The sequence below is a fragment of the Actinoplanes rectilineatus genome (assembly GCF_000962825.1).
Lineage (GTDB): Bacteria > Actinomycetota > Actinomycetes > Mycobacteriales > Micromonosporaceae > Actinoplanes > Actinoplanes rectilineatus.
The window spans coordinates 15265-32515 of the sequence record NZ_JZKF01000048.1 but is presented as its reverse complement, the minus strand read 5'-3'; the positions used below and the strand labels follow the sequence as shown (position 1 = coordinate 32515).

The window sequence follows — 17251 nt, the reverse complement described above, 5'->3', positions numbered from 1 at the left end:
ACATGTTACCCGACTCACGAGTGAGCAGCGCTGACCGGCACGGCCCGCGCGCGCCCACCGGCAGCCGGCAGGCTGACCAGCGCCGATGGGCGGCGACAAAGCGCGCGGAGCAGAGTGTCAGCGGTTGCCGGCCGCCGCGGCGATCGCGTCCAGGACCTCGGCGGCGCGGATCGCGTCGGCCAGGGTCGCGCCGTGCGGGGCTCCCGAGGTGATCGAGCGCAGGAACAGCCCCGCCTCGATCACCTTGAGGTCGTCGTAGCTCATCGCGATCCCCGCGCCCGGCTGGAACGCCGCGAAATCGCCGTGACCAGGCTCCGCGAAGACCGTCCGGCCGTTCACGATCAGTTCGCCCATGCGGCGGAAGTCCCAGCTCAGCGTGCCGCCGGTGCCGTGGATCTCGAAACCGTACGCGTTCGGCTCGCCGACCGCGACCCGGCTCGCCTCGACGGTCACGCGGGCTCCGCCGTCGAGGCGGAGCAGTGCCGTGAACCAGTCCTCGTTCTCGACCGGGCCGGGTTCGCCGGTGCCGCGTTCGTGGCCGGAGGTGGCGCCGGTGGGGCGAGGGCGGGACGGGATGAAGATCGCGGTGTCTGCCGCCACCACGTCGGTGATCTCGCCGAGCAGGTGGCGGATCATGTCGACGGCGTGGGAGCCGAGGTCGCCGAGGACCCCGTTGCCGCCGCGTTCGCGCTGGAATCGCCAGCTCAGGGCGCCGTCGGGGGCGGCCGCGTAGTCGCTGAACCAGGTGAACCGGGCATTGGTGACGGTTCCGATGCCGCCGTCGGCCAGGATCGTTCCGGCCAGCGCCACCGCCGGCGCGTGCCGGTAGTTGAAGCCGACCGTGACGTGGCCGTCGCCGGTGATCGCGCGGGCGTCGTCGGCGGTCAGCCCGACCGGCTTCTCGATCCAGATGTGTTTGCCGGCCGCGGCGAATGCGACGCCCATCTCGCGGTGCAGGAAGTTCGGTGCGGTGATGCTGACGGCGGCGATCCGCGGGTCGGTGACGAGGTCCCGCCAGTCGGTCGCCGCCGTGTGGAAGCCGTAGAGGCCGGCGGCTTCGGCGGCCCGGCCGGGTACCTCGTCGGCGACGGCGATCAGTTGCGGCGCCGGCAGGTCCGGGTAGTGCCAGCGCACCCGCGCGTACGCCTGGGTGTGTACCCGCCCCATCCAACCGAGACCTACTACCGCCACGCCTACCGAATCCGAGCTCATGACCTTGGAGCCTGCGTGATTGCGGCGAGACGACTGGGTACAACGTGATCGAAATCACCGACATGGAGGTATACCCATGACGCAAGATCTGGGGACCATCCGGAGCCTGATACCCGCTCGGATCGACCGTCTCGATTGGTCCCCGTTCCACACCCGCGTCATCCTCGCCCTCGGCACCGCCTGGGTCCTCGACGGACTCGAGATCACGGTGGCCAGCGCGGTCGGGCCGGTACTGTCCGAACAGGAGACACTGAATCTGAGTTCCGCGCAGGTCGGCCTGATCGCCACGGTCTACCTGCTCGGCGAGGTGTTCGGCGCGTTGTTCTTCGGCCGGCTCTCCGATGCCCTCGGCCGCAGGAACCTGTTCATCGTCACCCTCGGCGTCTACCTCGGCGGCAACGCGCTCACCGCGTTGACCTGGGGCAACGGAACAGCCGCGCTCGTCTTCCTCTATCTGACGAGATTCATCGCCGGCGCCGGAATCGGCGGCGAGTACGCCGCGATCAACTCGGCGATCGACGAGATGATGCCGGCGAAGTACCGCGGCCGGGTGGACATCGGCGTCAACGGCACCTACTGGGGTGGCGCGATCATCGGCACCATCGGCACGTACGTCCTGCTCAACACAGTGGACCTGAACTGGGCGTGGCGGATCGGCTTCCTGCTCGGACCGATCATCGGCCTGGCTATCTGGGGACTGCGGCGGCATCTGCCGGAGAGCCCGCGCTGGCTGATCATGCACGGCCGCCAGGCCGAGGCCGAGGAGAACATCGCCGTGATCGAGCGGGCCGCCGAGGCCCACGGTCAGACTCTGCCGCCGCTCGACGACTCGCGGGCGATCGAGATCCGGCCCACCCGCGCGCACGGCTACCTGTCCCTGCTGCGGGTGCTGTTCCGGCAGTACCCGTCCCGGTCCACGCTCGGCGCCACCCTGATGATCACGCAGTCGTTCCTGTACAACGCGATCTTCTTCACGTACACGCTGGTTCTGACGAAGTTCTACGGGGTGGAGGAGGAGGCGGCGCCGCTTTACCTGGTGGCGTTCGCGCTCGGCAATCTGATCGGTCCGCTGACCATCGGCCGGCTCTTCGACACCGTCGGGCGCCGCAAGATGATCTCCGGAACGTATCTGCTCTCCGGCCTGCTGCTGGCGATCACGGCGTTCCTGTTCGACGCGGGCGTGCTGAACGTGATCACGCAGACGATCGCGTGGAGCGTCATCTTCTTCTTCGCGTCGGCCGGGGCCAGTGCGGCGTACCTGACGGTGAGTGAGATCTTCCCGCTGGAGATCCGGGCCCAGGCGATCGCGGTGTTCTTCGCCATCGCCCAGTGTTTCGGCGCGATCGGCCCGGTCTTCTACGGCTCGCTGATCGGTGAGGGCGACGACCCGGGCAAGTTGTTCATCGGCTATCTGATCGGCGCCGCGGTGATGGCGGTCGGCGGCATCGTCGAGCTGGTGATCGGCATCGACGCTGAGGGGAAGTCCCTGGAGGATGTGGCGACACCGCTCTCCGTGGTCACGCGCTGACCATGAGAACGGCGCCGCGCCCGGGAACCCGGGGCGGCGCCGTTCTTCGACGAGAAGCGACGAGAAGAGAGGGATCAGACCAGACCGGCGCTTCCGGCGAGGGCCGCGGCCTCGGTCCGGCTGGAGACCTGCAGCTTGCGCAGCAACGAGGCGGTCAGGCGTTTCACCGTACGCTCGGAGACGTGCAGCAACCCGGCGATGTCGTTCGTCGAGGACCCGTTCGCGATCAGGCGCAGCAGGCGCCGGTCCTGCTCGCTGAGCTCGGCCGTCGCCGGGTGCTCGATGTGCCGGCGGCTCTGCTCGACCAGCGCGGTGAGCAGCGGCGTCGGCATGACCGCCCAGCCCTCCAGTGCGGCGAGCAGCGGCTTGAGCATGTCGGCCGGCTCGCCGGTCTTGGGCAGGAACCCGGCCGCGCCGGCCCGCAGCGCGTCCACCGCGACCATCGGGTCCTGGTCGCCGGACATGGCGAGGATCCGGGCCCGGGGTGCGGCCTCGCGGATCGCGGCGATCGCCTTGAGGCCGTCCGCCGGGTCCACGTGGACTTCGACCAGCACCACGTCAGGCATCGTGTCCCGGATGACGGCAACCGCGTCCGCCGTGTCGCCGGTCGTGGCGACGACGGTGGCCCGGCCGCCGCTCACCTCGGGGAGCAGATGCTCCAGTCCGCGGACGAAGGGGGTGTGATCGTCCACGACGGCTACCCGGATCCCGTTCTGCATGCAGGTCGGATGCCCCCTTCGGGCCGAGTCATGCATGTTCTCGGCAAACCCGTCGACGGTAATCGGGTTGATCCAGGTCAGCGGGGGTGTGCCGCCACGAAATCAGCGATGTACGCGTCCAGCCGGCGCTGCGGCGCCCAGCCCAGACCGGCCGCCTTGGTGGTGTCGGCCTGCCCGCGGGTGCGTTCGCCCCGCAGTTCCGGGATGAGCACGTGTTCGACGCCGAACATGCCGGCGACCTCGGCGAGCGGCCACTCCCGGCCGGTGCCGAGCAGGTATCCGTCGCCGGAACCCGAGCGGGAGACCAGCACCAGGCCACGGACGATGTCCTCGATGTGGGTGAAGTCGCGGGTCTGGGTGCCCGGGGCCACCACGGTCAGCGGCCGGCCGGCGAGGTACTGCCGTTCGAAGATGCCGATGACCGTCGCGTACTTGCCCTCGGTGATCTGTCCCGGGCCGTACACGTTGTAGAAGTAGGTGATCGCGTAGTCCAGGCCGTACCAGTTCGCGTAGTTCTTGATGTACTCGATGTTCTTGGCCTTGGTCCACGCATACGGGTTGAGGTTCTCGTCCTCGCCGTCGTTGCCGAACTTCGAGCTGGACCCGGCGTAGATCAGTTTCGCGCCGTGCCCGGCCGAGAACTTCACCACCTCCTTGGTGCCCAGCAGGTTGAAGTCCCAGGTGAGGTCGTGGTCCTCGAACGACTGGACGATCCGCGAGTACTCACCGAGGTGGAAGACGATCTCGGGGGCTCCCAGGCCGTGGTCGGCCCAGATCTTCGCGATGTCCACCGTCGAACCGTCCAGGTACGTCACCCGGGGGTCGTTGACGTGGTTCGCCGGGGTCCCGGTGAAGTAGTTGTCCAGCGAGACGACCGCCGCGTCGGGGAACTCGGTCAGCAACGCCTTGACCAGGGCGGCGCCGACGAATCCGGCACCACCGGTGACCAGCAGGGTTCGGCTCAACATACTTCCCATCTCGAGGGCTCGAAGCGCCGACCAGGCTACCAAGAGCACACGCCCCGACCAGTGCTCACGCCCGGATCGGCACGTAGGCGGGAGTATCACCGGGCGGGGGTGACTAATGTCAGCTCGTGCGCGTTGTATCCCGTCAGACCGAAACCGGCATCGAGGTCTTCGACGCCGTCGTCGAGTCGTCCCATCTGTTCCCCGCCCCCGGCATGGAGCACGGCGAGAGTTTCGCCGTGTCCGCGTCCCGTGAGTTCGTCGTCTGGACCGGCCCCGACGCGGTGGTCTGCGTCGGGCGCGACGGCGCCGAACTCTGGCGGCTGCCGGCCCCGCGGCCGCCGAAGCCCGCCGATGCCGCCGGTTCCGGGTTCTCCGGGATCGCCCTGGCGTTCTCCACCGACGACCGGACGGTCGGGGTGTTCCTCCCCGGCGATCCGGACGAGTGGCTCATGCTGGACGCCGCGACCGGGAAGCCCGAGGTCCGGTACCCGCTGCCCACCTCGGGCGCGGGCGGCCACCGGCTGTTCGCCCTCGCGGACGGCCGGATGCTGCTCGGCGTGACCACCGAGGACGACTCGCTGGTCCTGCTGCTCGGCGCGGAGGACGCCGTCGCCCATCCGGAGAACGACCGGATGCTGATCGACGTCGCGCCCGGTCTCGACGGCTTCATGACCGGTAACAACGACGACGCCGACCTGGACGACGTCACCTTCCACGCGCTGCCGGACGGCGCGGTGATCGCCCGGACCACGGCGGCCCGGCTCGCCGCCGAGGGCGAGGACGCGGAGCAGTGCATCGTGCACTGGGCCGGCGGTTACCTCGACGCCGATACCGCGATCGTGGTGGTCAGTGGCGAGCACCCCGAGCACAGCGAGGAGTGGCGGCATCACCGGGTGGACGTCCGTACCGGTGAGGTCCTCGGTGACCTGTTCGTCACCACGATCGACGAGTACGACCTGCAAGCGCTCGGTGACGGAACGTACGTGATAACCGACACCGACGGAACACTCCGGCGGATGTGATCTTGCGGTCAGCGGGCTAAAGTGGTTCCCGGCCCACCGAGAGGCGCTGCAACGGGTCCCTCCTCGATCGAGTTCTGCTCCATCGAGCGGGATCCGCCACGCTCGGCCCGGCCTCGATGCAGACAAGGGCGCCTCCTGAGAGGGAGGAGCCCTCTTTTCATGAGCGACAAACTTCGATCCGTCAATGGCCTGGACTTCGCGGTCGCCGATCTGAGCCTGGCCGAGGCCGGCCGGCACCAGCTCCGTCTCGCCGAGCACGAGATGCCCGGCCTGATGTCGCTGCGCAAGGAGTTCGGCGACACCAAGCCGCTGCGCGGCGCCCGGATCGCCGGCTCGCTGCACATGACCGTGCAGACCGCGGTGCTGATCGAGACGCTGATCGCGCTGGGCGCCGAGGTCCGCTGGGTCTCCTGCAACATCTTCTCCACCCAGGACGAGGCGGCCGCCGCGGTCGTCGTCGGCCCGACCGGCACCGTCGAGGCCCCGGCCGGCGTCCCGGTCTTCGCCTGGAAGGGCGAGTCGCTGGAGGAGTACTGGTGGGCCACCATGCGGCTCTTCGAGTTCAGTGACGGCCAGGGTCCCAACATGATCCTGGACGACGGCGGCGACGCCACCCTGCTGGTGCACAAGGGTGTCGAGTTCGAGGCGGCCGGCGCGGTCCCGCAGACCACCGCCGACGACAACCACGAATACTCGATCATCCTGGAGACCCTGCGCGGCAGCCTGGCCGCCGACAAGCAGCGGTTCACCAAGATCGCCGCGGAGATCAAGGGCGTCACCGAGGAGACCACCACCGGTGTGGCCCGGCTCTACAAGCTGGCCAAGGAGGGCACCCTCCTCTTCCCGGCGATCAACGTCAACGACGCGGTCACCAAGAGCAAGTTCGACAACAAGTACGGCATCCGGCACTCGCTGGTCGACGGCCTCAACCGGGCCACCGACGTGATGCTGGGCGGCAAGCTGGCCGTGGTCTGCGGTTACGGCGACGTCGGCAAGGGTTCCGCCGAGACGCTGCGCGGCCAGGGCGCCCGTGTCGTGGTCACCGAGGTCGACCCGATCTGCGCGCTGCAGGCGGCGATGGACGGCATGCAGGTCGTCCGCCTCGAGGACGTGGTCGGCGAGGCCGACATCTTCGTCACCACCACCGGCGGCACCGACATCATCCGGGTCGAGCACCTGACCGCGATGAAGCACAACGCGATCGTCGGCAACGTCGGTCACTTCGACGACGAGATCGACATGGCCGGGCTCGCCAACGTCCCGGGCATCGAGAAGGTCGAGATCAAGCCGCAGGTGCACGAGTGGCGCTTCCCGGACGGCCACGCGGTGATCATCCTTTCCGAGGGTCGCCTGATGAACCTGGGCAACGCCACCGGCCACCCGAGCTTCGTCATGTCGAACTCCTTCACCAACCAGGTGATGGCCCAGATCGAACTCTGGACCAAGCCCGGTGAGTACGACAAGCAGGTCTACGTCCTGCCGAAGCACCTGGACGAGAAGGTCGCCCGGCTGCACCTGGACGCGCTCGGTGTCCGCCTGACCACGCTCTCCAAGAAGCAGGCGGAGTACCTGGGCGTCGACATCGAGGGTCCGTACAAGCCGGAGCACTACCGGTACTGATCCCGGCGGTTCCACGAAAGGGGTCACCCGCACTCGGGGGTGGCCCCTTTTGCATGACCCTCTTGCCCGTTTTATGCATCTATAATGTAATTATGCCTTTACGTAGCGCTATCCTTGCTCTGGCCGTCGTCGCCGCTCTGATCGCCCCGGCGACCACGGCCACCGCCCGCCCGATCAGCCCGGACGCCGACTACCTGATCTCCGCCCACCAGGGCAATCTCACCCAGATCCTCGCCGGCCGGACCGCCGCCGGTAAGGCCCTCAAACCCGAGGTCCGCAAGATGGGCGCCACCATGGCGACCTATCACGCGAAGCTCGACCTCGAGGTCCAGCAGACCGCACGCACCCTGGACGTCAAGCTTCCCGCCCAGCCCAACTCCGAGCAGCTCGCCCTGATCGAGCAGTACCGCATCGCGCCGGCCGCCGTGTTCGACAAGCTCTACCTGGACACCCAGATCCCGGCGCACGACCACGCCCTCAAGATCACCCGAATTCTGCTGGCCACCGGCACCGACCCGGCCGTCCGCCGGATCGCCGAGACCGCGTCCCCGATCATTCAGCAACATCGTGATGCTCTGGCTGCCGTGACATCGACGATCCCTGTCAAAACGGCGAATCCGAAACGTCACACATAGTTGCCGACCTCACTGAGCCACGGAACCGAGCACCAGGAAGAATGATCGAATGCATCATCCCGAGGAGATCCTGCTTTTCGCCCTGTGTGCGGTCGCCGTGATCGTCGGAGTCCGCTGGGTCACCGAGAAGACCGGCCTCCCCGCGGCCGTGCTTCTGACCCTGGTCGGCATCCTCTATGCCTACCTGCCCGGCCCGAACGTGGAGCTGGATCCCGAGCTCATCCTCACGTTCGTACTGCCGCCCCTGCTCTACAACGCGGCACTGGACTCCTCACTGCTGGACATCCGGCGCAACATGCGTACGGTCATCAGCCTCTCGGTGGCCCTGGTGCTGGCCACCGCGCTGCTCGTCGGCTTCGGATTCTCCCTCTGGGTCACCGGCGCCACCCTCGCCGCCGGTGTCGCCCTGGGAGCGGCGGTCGCCCCGCCCGACCCGGTCGCCTCACTCGCGGTCGGCAAGAAGGCCGGCCTGCCCGGCAAGCTGATCACCCTGATCCAGGGTGAGGGCCTGCTCAACGACGCGACCGCGCTGACCATCTTCACCGTGGCGGTGGCCGCCCAGACCAACGGCGACTTCTCGTTCTCCTCCTCGATCGGCACGTTCCTGGTGATGGCGGTCGGCGGTGTGGTGGTCGGTGTCGCCGTGGCGTACGCGGTCCGCCTCCTCAAGCCGCTGCGGGGCGAGCCGCTGATGGCCAACGCCCTCTCGCTGATCACCCCGATGGCGGCGTACCTGCTGGGCGAGCACATCCACGTCTCCGGTGTCCTGGCCGTCGTGGTGGCCGGCCTGATCGTCGGCCACGACACCCCGCGCTACACCACCGGTGCCAGCCGCCTGCAGACCAGCGCCGTCTGGCACCTGGTCGACTTCCTGCTCGAGGGCGTCGTCTTCCTGCTGATCGGCCTGCAGCTCAAGAACATCCTCGAGGAGATGGACCAGTACTCGGCCGGCACGATCGCCGCCGCCCTGGCCGTCACGCTCGGCGTGGTGCTGCTGCTCCGCCCGCTCTGGCTGATCGTCACCCAGCTGCTGCCCCGCTCGCTGCACACCCGCCTGGGCGGCCAGCAGGACGACGACGACCCGGCCCAGAACACCGGCAAGGAATCGCCGCTCTCCGGCAAGGAGGTGACCGCGCTGAGCTGGGCGGGCACCCGCGGCGTCATCACCCTGGCCGCGATCTTCGCGGTGCCGGCGGACTTCCCGAACCGGGAGCTGCTGCTGCTCTGCGCCATCGCCGTGGTGCTGGTGACGCTGGTCGGCCAGGGCCTGACGTTCGCGCCGCTGGTACGGATGATGGGCCTGCGCGCCAACCAGACCGACAAGGCCCGGATGCGCAACGAGGCCCGGTCGGCTGCGGTCCGCGCCGCCCTGGACCGGCTCGACGACATCCAGGGCGAGCAGCACGACAACGTCGAGGACGCGGCCATCGAGACGATGCGCAAGCAGCTGCAGGTGCGCCTGGACCGCTACCAGCGGCGCCTCGACCTGCTGGAGCAGAACGAATCGTCCGACCTGCCGCAGTCCCCGCAGTACGAGGCGGCTCTGATGGTCCGTCAGGCGGTCATCGACGCCGAGCGTGAGGAACTGCTGCGCTGGCGGGACGCGGGCCGTCTCAGCGACGACAACCTGCGGGTCCTCAACCGGGAACTGGACCACGAAGAGCTCGTCCTGCCGAAACGCCCGGGCACCGGCGGGCACTGACGGCACGGTGAGGCGCGGACCACGGCGACGTGGTCCGCGCCTTCTCCATCTACAACGGCAGGTCCCGCCGGCGCAGGCCGGTGGTCCCCACCCCCGCGAGGACGGCGGCGACCACCGTCAGGACCGCCAGCGGCAGGACGGTGAAGTCCGCCCCCGGCAGCTGCGGCACATGGGTGAACGGCGACAGATCCATCACCCACTGGTCGAACCTGAGCAGCGGCCCGGCCAGCATCAGCAGCAGCGCCCCGCCGAGCACCGCCCAGGACAACCCGGTCAGCCGCGGCAGGAAGCCGGTGAGCAGCAGGGCCACCCCGGCCGGCACCCAGACCGCCGGCAGCTGGACCATGGTCGCCGCGAGCACCGGGCCCACGTCCCCGTGCACCAGCCCGGACGCCAGGCCCTCGGCCAGCAGCACGACGGCCGGTCCGAGCAGACCGAACAGCAGGTGGCTGCCGGCGAACGCATACCGGCTGACACCGGTGCTCAGCAGCGCCTCCGCGTGCCCGTTCTGCTCCTCGTCGCGCATCCGCAGCGTCGCCTGCACGGCGTAGCAGGCGGCGATCACCCCGCACAGTGCGGCCACGATCCCGAAGTAGCCGTCGACGATCTCGTCGGTGCCGCCCATCCGGGTGAAGATGTCGTCGACGCCGCCGGAGTCCTCGGCGATCTGCGCCACGCTGCCGGCCACCCCGCCGAAGACCAGGCCGAGCGCCGTGAACCCCAGGGTCCAGCCCAGCAGCAGACCCCGGTGCAGCCGCCAGGCGAGGGCCACGGGCGAACGCAGACCCGCGGCCGCGGTGGGCGGTCCGAGCCGTGCGGCGAGCAGGCCACCGCCCAGATCACGCTTGGTCATCAGGTACGCGGAGAGCCCGGTGACCGCCACCGCGGCCACGATCGACAGCACCGCGGGAAGGTGGTCGTTCGCTCCGTAGGGGAAGACCCGGTGCGCCCAGCCGACCGGCGACAGCCACGACAGCCAGGCCAGGTTCCCGTCGCCCATCGCCGAGATGTCCCCGCCGAGGCGCAGCACGTACGCCCCGCCGAGCACGCCGATCGCGATGCCCCGGGCACCGCGGGCGGTCTCGGTGATCTGGGCGGCGGCCGCTCCCACCGCGGCGAACACCCAGGCGTCCAGCGTGTACACCACGCCCAGTGCGATCGACCCGGCGACCGGTTCGCCCGCCGCGACGGTGGTGGCCGTGGCCAGCAGGCCCAGTAGCAGGCCACCGAGGCCGGTCAGCAGCAGGGCCGCGGCGAGCTGGGCCCAGCGGCCGACGACCGCGGCCCGGATCAGCTCGGTGCGCCCGGCCTCCTCGTCGGTGCGGGTGTGCCGGATGACGCTGAGCAGCGCGGCCAGCCCGATGAGCACGGGCTGGAAGCCGCCGCGCCAGACCGTCAGCTCGCCGAGGCTGTCGCCCTGCAGCGGGCCGTAGAGGCCGACGAACCCGACGTTGTCCGCGCTGATCCGGGCGTAGTCGATGCGTTCCTGGTCGGTGGCGAACAACGTCTGGAAGCCGGTGAGGTAGACGTACGGCAGGATGCCCAGGCAGAACACCCATAACGGCAGTACGACACGGTCGCGGCGCAGGGCGAGCCGCAGCAGGGTGCCGACGCCGGTCACCGGTCGCTCCCGCTCGCCGCGTGCTCCGGCCGTCGGTCGCCGCCGTCCTTCGCGTAGTGCCGCAGGAACAGTTCTTCAAGCGACGGCGGCTGGCTGACCAGGCTGCGCACCCCGGCCGTGACCAGTGCCTTCAGCGCCGGCTCCAGGGCTTCGGCGTCGACGTCGAAGGACACCCGGCCGTCGTCACCGGTCAGGTCGTGCACCCCGGCGATGGCGGCGAGGCCGTTGACCGGGCCGGCCAGTTCGGCCCGGATCGTGGTGCGGGTCAGGTGCCGCAGGTCGTCGAGGGTGCCGGTCTCCACCGCCCGCCCGGACCGGATGATCGTCAGACGGTCGCAGAGCGCCTCGACCTCGCTCAGGATGTGGCTGGAGAGCAGCACCGTACGGTCGCCGCGGCTCTTCTCCTGAAGGATGACCTCGCGGAAGACCTCCTCCATCAGCGGGTCGAGCCCCGAGGTCGGCTCGTCGAGGATGAGCAGTTCGACGTCGGAGGCGAGGGCCGCGATCAGCCCCACCTTCTGCCGGTTGCCCTTGGAGTAGGCCCGGCCCTTCTTGCGCGGGTCCAGCTCGAAACGCTCGATCAGGTCGTCGCGCCGGCGCCGGTCGAGTCCGCCGCGCAGCCGGCCGAGCAGGTCGATGATCTCGCCGCCGGTCAGGCTCGGCCAGAAGGTGACGTCACCGGGCACGTACGCCAGACGGCGGTGCAGCGCGGTGGCAGCGGTCCACGGGTCGCCGCCGAGGAGACAGGCGGTGCCGCCGTCGTGGCGCATCAGCCCGAGCAGGATCCGGATCGTGGTGGTCTTGCCGGCTCCGTTCGGCCCGAGGAAGCCGTGCACCTCACCGGTCCGGACGTGCAGGTCCAGCCGGTCCAGGGCGGTCACCGCACCGAATCGTTTGACCAGTCCTTCCACATCGATGGCCTCTGTCATCGACCTCTCCCGTCATGGGTTGTCGAACCGACCCAGGTATTCGGCTGCCTGGTCGGCCTGCTCAGGGGTGAGTAGCGGCTGCGAGAAGATCTCGATGGAGGCCCGGATCATGCGCTGGTAGCCCGGCTGCACGCCCACGTCGGTCCCGAGGACCTCGGAGATCTGCTCGCGCATCAGGAACATGCCCATCTTCATCGCGGCCAGGACGGCGATGTAGGCCCGGGCGTCCTCGGTCTTCACGTCGGTGGTGGCCAGCCAGCGCTCGCCGTGCGTCACGGCCTGCTCGAACATGGCCGAGCCTCGCGGTGAGCCGTCCATCAGGGTGCGGGTCAGGTATTGCTGGAGCGCGACGAGCTCCGGCCCGATCGGCCCGATCACCTGGGACTGGCTGAACTGGATCTGGTATTGCGTGATCTGCCCCATCGCGAACTCGTCGCAGGCGTCCCGCAGCCCCTCCTTGGAGCCGAAGTGGTGCCGCAACAGCCCCGAGGAGACCCCGGCGGCCTCCGCGATGTCGCGAATGGTGGCGCCGGCGACTCCCCGCTCGGTGAAGAGCGTGATGGCGGCGTCCCGGATCCGGGCTCGGGCGGTCAGGTCCTCGTTGCTACTCACGTGTGTAGCTTACTGCACAAGCGTGTAGTGGCAATGCCCGTCGATGTCGGGCACCCGACCCTTTTCAGCAAGCCCGGAGCCGGATCCCGGCAGAGCGTCCGACGGCCGGCGGGGGCTTTTCGGCGTACCCGCGCCGAGGTCCCCGTCATTGAAGAATCATGAAACGGGACCGCTGGTCGATGAGGGAGACGTGCCCAGGTCGTTTACCTGGCGGTGGTACCTGTGCGTCTGCGCGGTGATCGCCGCCGTCTACAACGTGGTGCCGTGGGATCCGGCGAAGGCGGTCATCGCGACCGTCGTGAACGGGTCGGCGGTTCCGGCGATCATCGTCGGGGTGCGGCGGTTGCGCCCGGCAGTGCGCTGGCCCTGGTACGCGCTCGCGGTACAGGTGGCACTCTTCACGGCGGGGGACATCACCTACTGGGTGCAGACCGTGGTGCTGCGGCGCGACGTGTTCCCGTCGGTGGCGGACCTCTTCTACCTGCCGTGCAACATGCTGCTGATCGCGGCGCTGCTCGGGTTCGTGCGGGCCCGGCGCCGCGGATGGGACCGGGCCGGGCTGCTCGACGCCGCGATCCTGTCGACCGGCGCGGGCATGCTGGCCTGGCTGTATCTGATCGTGCCCTACGCGCGCGAGGGCGACCTCACGCTGCTCGGCCGGGCGGTGTCGCTGGCCTATCCGCTGCTGGACCTGCTGGCCCTGGCGATGCTGCTGCGCCTGACCATCGGCTCGGGACGCAAACCACCCGCCTACCGGCTGCTGGTCGTCGGAACGGTCACGCTGCTGGTCACCGATGTCGCCTACACGCTGCTGGAACTCGCCGGCAACTACGCGGCCGGCGGCGTGATGGACGTGGGCTGGATGGTGGCGCACACCATGATGGGCGCCACCGCCCTGCACCCGACGATGGCCGGTGTCTCGCAGACCGCCGCGGCAGCACCCGCCGGGATGATCGGCACCCGCCGGATGCTGGCCCTGGCCGGGGCGAGCCTGATGGCGCCACTGGTGCTGACGATCGAATGGCTGCGCGGCGACAACCTCGACGTGCCGGTGATCGTGGGCGGCTGCGTCGTGCTGTTCCTGCTGGTGATGGCCCGCCTGCAGGGGGTGGTGCAACTACTCGCGGCGGCGCTGGACACCGCGCAGACGCAGGCCCGCACCGACCAGCTGACCGGACTGGCGAACCGGCGGCTCTTCCACAGCCGCTGGGAACGGGAACTCGGCGACGAGGGTGGCCCGACGGCGCTGCTCTACGTCGACCTGGACGGCTTCAAGGCGGTCAACGACACGCTCGGCCACGAGACCGGCGACGCCGTGCTGGAGGCGGTGGCCGACCGGATCCGGCAGATCGTGCGCGCCGGCGACCTGGTGGCGCGGCTCGGCGGCGACGAGTTCGCGGTGATCCTGCCGGGAGCCGGCGACGAGGACGCGGGCCGGGTCGCCACCCGCATCGTCGAGGCCGTCGCCGAACCGATCCCGGTGCGCGGGGTGCCGGTGGCGGTCGGGGCGAGCGTGGGCGTGATCGTCGCGCCGCCGGGTGCCGACCCGGAGATCGAGATGAAACGGGCGGACACCGCGATGTACGCCGCGAAGGCCGCCGGCCGCGGACGCGTCAGCCACGCCGCGGCACCGTGACCGCTCCTACAACGCCCTCAAGCCTCCGGGATCTCCCTGTTCGGGGACCGGTCATCGGGGTGTCGACGGTGTCGATACGGAGGGCCGGTCCACGCGGCGATCAGCTCGGGGCGGTGGCCGGCCGGCCCACCTGACAGGGGTGTCAGCGCCGCGGGTCGATGTGGACCTTCGGCGCTGGGCCGCAACGGTCACCGGCGAGCACGGCGGGCGCCTCGGACAAGGCCACGGTGGTGGCGACCAGCGGGCGCGGGTCGACGGTGCGGTCCGCGTACCGCGCAATGGTCTCCTCGAGGCCGCCGGACGCGCTCAGGATGCCCACCGCGGTGAGGTCCTTGAGGGTGAGCCGGCGGGTGTCGACCGTCGCCGGGTCGGCGGCGATGCCGATGCAGACCACCGTGCCACCCGGCTCGACCAGCTCGATCGCCCGCGCCGGGAGGGCCGGTGCGGTGGCCGCGTCGATCGCCGCCTGGAACGGGACGTCCGGCAGTGTGGCGGCCGTCCACACGTTGGCGAAACCGAGCGTCCGGGCGAAGTCCAGCGACTCCGGCGTGACGCCGAGCAGGTGCACGTCGGCGCCGTCGGCGGCGGCGAACATGGCCGCGAGCAGACCGATCGTTCCCGGTCCGATGATCAGGACGGGGTCGCCTTGCCGAAGGCCTGCGGCCCGCACCGCGCGCAGGGCGTTGCCGCCGGGCTCGACCATCGCCCCGGCCACCGGATCCACGGCCTCCGGCAGGGACAGGAGAGCCTTCGCGGGTACGCGCAACCGCTCCGCGAGCGCACCGGGCCAGCCCCGCCGGATCCCGATCTCGTAGCGCTCGGCGCAGAGGTGCTGGCGTCCCCGCCGGCAGCGCGGGCAGTGGCCGCAGCCGAGCATGGTGTCCCCGGTGACCCGGCGCCCGATCCAGCCCGGGTCGACGCCGTCGCCGACCGCGCTGACCCGGCCGCACCACTCGTGCCCGATCCGCATCGGGTAGTGGGCTTCGCCGCTGCGCAGGTAGGCCATCTCGCCGGAGAGGAACTCCAGGTCGGTGCCGCAGACGCCGGCCCGCTCGACGTCGACGACCACCTCACCGGCCCCGGCGACCGGGTCCTCGACCTCGACGACCACGGCGTCGCCGGGGCCCTGGATCACGAGTGCACGCATGATCCATACCTTACGGCCGCGGGCTGTGCGGCCGGACTGCATCCGTTACGACGCAACGGTTCCGGCTCGCCCGATCGGCCGATCTCCATTCGATGATCTTCAACTGAGAAGGCCCGGCCGTCTCCCCTCAAAGACGGCCGGGCCTCCTCGCTTTCGCGGGCGGGTTACGCCGGGTCCAGCGCCAGTGCGTCGAAGACGAAGTTCGGGCTGAGGAACGTGTCGCCGCTGCTGCCGCTGAGCACCGACAGGGACAGCGTGTTACTGCCCTTCTTCAGCGCGCTCGCCGGGATGGTGAACGTGTACGTGGTGTTGTTGCCGCGCCAGGTGCCGCGGGTGACGCCGCGCGAGTTGAGGTTCACCGGGGTCGGGGAGGCCGACGCCGGCGAGGTGTAGCCGCCGATCGTGACGGCGGGACGACCGCCGGCGAAGTTCGACGTGGTGGCGATTCGCAGTTTGGCGCCGTTCGCCGGGACCGAGGTCAGGTCGAAGCTCAGCGCGAGCGGCGAGTTGACCGACTTGAACTCGGCCATCGGGAAACCGGACGCGCCGGAGGCGACGGCCACGGTGCCGGGCTTCCACGACGACATCCGCGAGTCCGACGGGTGCATCGTCTCGATCTTGTCGGCGTTGCGGAAGCCGGCCGGGGTGCCGTCGAACGTGCCGAGCTGGAACAGCGTGCCGGCGGCCGGGACGCTGCCGGTCATCGCCAGCGACGCGGTGCCGCCGGCGGTGACGGTGACCGTCTTGGTGGCGCCGACCGCGAGCTCACCGGCGTACAGGGTGGCGGTGTAGGTGCCCGGCTTGACGTGGCCGATCACGAACTGGCCGGACTTGACCTGACCCCAGTACTGCCCGTTGGTGCCGGCCAGGGCGACGGTGGCCTTCAGCCCGTTCCAGCTGCCGCTCGCGGTGCCGCTGACACCGCCGCGCTGCGCGTTGGAGAGCATTCCGGGGATGAACGACGCGAGGAAGTCCATGCTGCGGGCGGCGGGCGCCGCGCCGTCGGTCAGGGCGAGGGCGTACGGGCCGTGCAGGCCGAGCCGCAGGGCCTCGGTCTGCTGGTGCCCGCTGAACATGTAGTGCGTGATGTTGACGGCACTACCGGTGTCGTTGACCTCGATGTCGCGGAAGAACGGCCCGCCCGAGGTCATGTCGGTGTACGCCGGGATGATGTACGCCCCGTGCCCGTTGCCGCTCGCCCCGAACGGCTGCTGCGCGATCAGCCGCTGCGAGCTGAAGAACTTCGACGCCGTCTGCCCGTTGCCGAACGCGAACACGTCCGACCCCTCGACCGTGGTGGTCGCGCCGCCGGTCTTGGCGGCCGTGGGTGAGGTGGTCAGCACCGACGGCTTGAGCCGGGTGATGAACCGGGCCTCGCCGGGGTTGAGGGCCTTGGTGATGTTCGTGGCCATGTAGATCGTGTTGTCGTTCTTGCGGGCGAAGTAGTACTGGGTGACGCCGATCGACGTCTCCGTCGCGCTGATCAGGATCGAGCTGCCGTTGTTGAACGTCGTGCCGGTGACCGTCGCGGTCTTCCAGCCGGACTCGAACTGGCCGGCCGCGTACCCGGAGGCGGTGAGTTCGGTGCCGTTGTGCTTGAGCGTGGTCATGTTGCCGTTGGTGCCGTCGACGGTGAAGGTCAGGCCGGTCCCGGTGTCGAAGCTGACGTTCGCCGCCGCGCTCGCCCAGGGCTGGCCGACGCCGAGCAGGCCGACACCGGCCAGCACCGCCGTGGTGGCCAGGCCACCGGCCAGGGCCTTGCGCCGTTTCCGGACGGATTTCCGATCGGGTTGGGACATGGGACCACCTATGAGCGAGCCGTCGGGGACATGTGGAGGTGTTCCGGCGGGCTGGAAAGGTTGCTCGCGTCGGAGATCTTTTTTCCGGGCCGCTCTCCTCC

General features: G+C 69.8%; 14 protein-coding genes. 6 read left to right on the top strand and 8 right to left on the bottom strand.

Annotation, left to right across the window (positions count from 1 at the left end):
- Positions 1 to 117: 117 nt before the first annotated feature.
- The gene (locus WH85_RS29835) at positions 118 to 1212 is read right to left on the bottom strand and encodes a Gfo/Idh/MocA family protein (protein WP_045745364.1); all 1095 of its coding nucleotides are present in this window, start codon (positions 1210 to 1212) and stop codon (positions 118 to 120) included.
- A 76-nt stretch (positions 1213 to 1288) separates the two neighbouring features.
- Between WH85_RS29835 and WH85_RS29830 the strand changes: the two genes are divergently transcribed.
- Positions 1289 to 2740, top strand: a complete 1452-nt coding sequence (locus WH85_RS29830) for an MFS transporter (RefSeq protein WP_045745363.1) — start codon at positions 1289 to 1291, stop codon at positions 2738 to 2740.
- Between the two features lie 74 nt (positions 2741 to 2814).
- Here the strand turns inward: WH85_RS29830 and WH85_RS29825 are convergent, their stop codons facing one another.
- Together WH85_RS29825 and WH85_RS29820 are read right to left on the bottom strand one after the other, a co-directional pair.
- Positions 2815 to 3432 (bottom strand): response regulator, encoded by a 618-nt coding sequence (locus tag WH85_RS29825; protein ID WP_245674146.1) that lies wholly within the window; start codon positions 3430 to 3432, stop codon positions 2815 to 2817.
- A 104-nt stretch (positions 3433 to 3536) separates the two neighbouring features.
- The gene (locus WH85_RS29820; protein WP_045745361.1) at positions 3537 to 4427 is read right to left on the bottom strand and encodes an NAD-dependent epimerase/dehydratase family protein; all 891 of its coding nucleotides are present in this window, start codon (positions 4425 to 4427) and stop codon (positions 3537 to 3539) included.
- 125 nt (positions 4428 to 4552) lie between these two features.
- On the opposite strand from WH85_RS29820, the gene WH85_RS29815 reads away from it, so the two are divergent.
- The 4 genes from WH85_RS29815 to WH85_RS29800 all read left to right on the top strand — a co-directional run bounded on the left by WH85_RS29815 (position 4553) and on the right by WH85_RS29800 (position 9406).
- Entirely contained in the window at positions 4553 to 5449 is an 897-nt protein-coding gene (locus WH85_RS29815) for a hypothetical protein (RefSeq protein WP_045745360.1), read from the top strand.
- A 159-nt stretch (positions 5450 to 5608) separates the two neighbouring features.
- Positions 5609 to 7069, top strand: coding sequence for an adenosylhomocysteinase (gene ahcY / locus WH85_RS29810; protein WP_045745359.1), 1461 nt, complete (start codon positions 5609 to 5611; stop codon positions 7067 to 7069).
- A gap of 92 nt (positions 7070 to 7161) precedes the next feature.
- Positions 7162 to 7704 (top strand): DUF4142 domain-containing protein, encoded by a 543-nt coding sequence (locus WH85_RS29805; protein WP_045745358.1) that lies wholly within the window; start codon positions 7162 to 7164, stop codon positions 7702 to 7704.
- 49 nt (positions 7705 to 7753) lie between these two features.
- Positions 7754 to 9406 (top strand): Na+/H+ antiporter, encoded by a 1653-nt coding sequence (locus WH85_RS29800; RefSeq protein WP_045745357.1) that lies wholly within the window; start codon positions 7754 to 7756, stop codon positions 9404 to 9406.
- A 49-nt stretch (positions 9407 to 9455) separates the two neighbouring features.
- Here WH85_RS29800 and WH85_RS29795 read toward each other — a convergent pair whose 3' ends face one another.
- The 3 genes from WH85_RS29795 to WH85_RS29785 are packed head-to-tail and all read right to left on the bottom strand — an operon-like array spanning position 9456 to position 12568.
- Positions 9456 to 11027: an ABC transporter permease gene (locus tag WH85_RS29795; RefSeq protein ID WP_045745356.1), complete on the bottom strand. Its 1572-nt coding sequence runs from the start codon at positions 11025 to 11027 to the stop codon at positions 9456 to 9458.
- Entirely contained in the window at positions 11024 to 11956 is a 933-nt protein-coding gene (locus tag WH85_RS29790) for an ABC transporter ATP-binding protein (RefSeq protein ID WP_045745355.1), read from the bottom strand. Before WH85_RS29790 ends, WH85_RS29795 begins: the two co-directional genes overlap by 4 nt.
- A gap of 12 nt (positions 11957 to 11968) precedes the next feature.
- Entirely contained in the window at positions 11969 to 12568 is a 600-nt protein-coding gene (locus WH85_RS29785; protein WP_045745354.1) for a TetR/AcrR family transcriptional regulator, read from the bottom strand.
- Between the two features lie 190 nt (positions 12569 to 12758).
- On the opposite strand from WH85_RS29785, the gene WH85_RS29780 reads away from it, so the two are divergent.
- On the top strand, positions 12759 to 14204 hold the full coding sequence (locus tag WH85_RS29780; protein WP_169792496.1) for a GGDEF domain-containing protein: 1446 nt from the start codon (positions 12759 to 12761) through the stop codon (positions 14202 to 14204).
- A 142-nt stretch (positions 14205 to 14346) separates the two neighbouring features.
- Here WH85_RS29780 and WH85_RS29775 read toward each other — a convergent pair whose 3' ends face one another.
- Positions 14347 to 15351 carry a zinc-dependent alcohol dehydrogenase gene (locus WH85_RS29775; RefSeq protein ID WP_045745386.1) on the bottom strand — a complete coding sequence of 335 codons (1005 nt, stop codon included), beginning with the start codon at positions 15349 to 15351 and terminating at the stop codon, positions 14347 to 14349.
- Between the two features lie 164 nt (positions 15352 to 15515).
- Positions 15516 to 17150 (bottom strand): rhamnogalacturonan lyase B N-terminal domain-containing protein, encoded by a 1635-nt coding sequence (locus tag WH85_RS29770; protein WP_052720895.1) that lies wholly within the window; start codon positions 17148 to 17150, stop codon positions 15516 to 15518.
- Between the last annotated feature and the right edge of the window lie 101 nt (positions 17151 to 17251).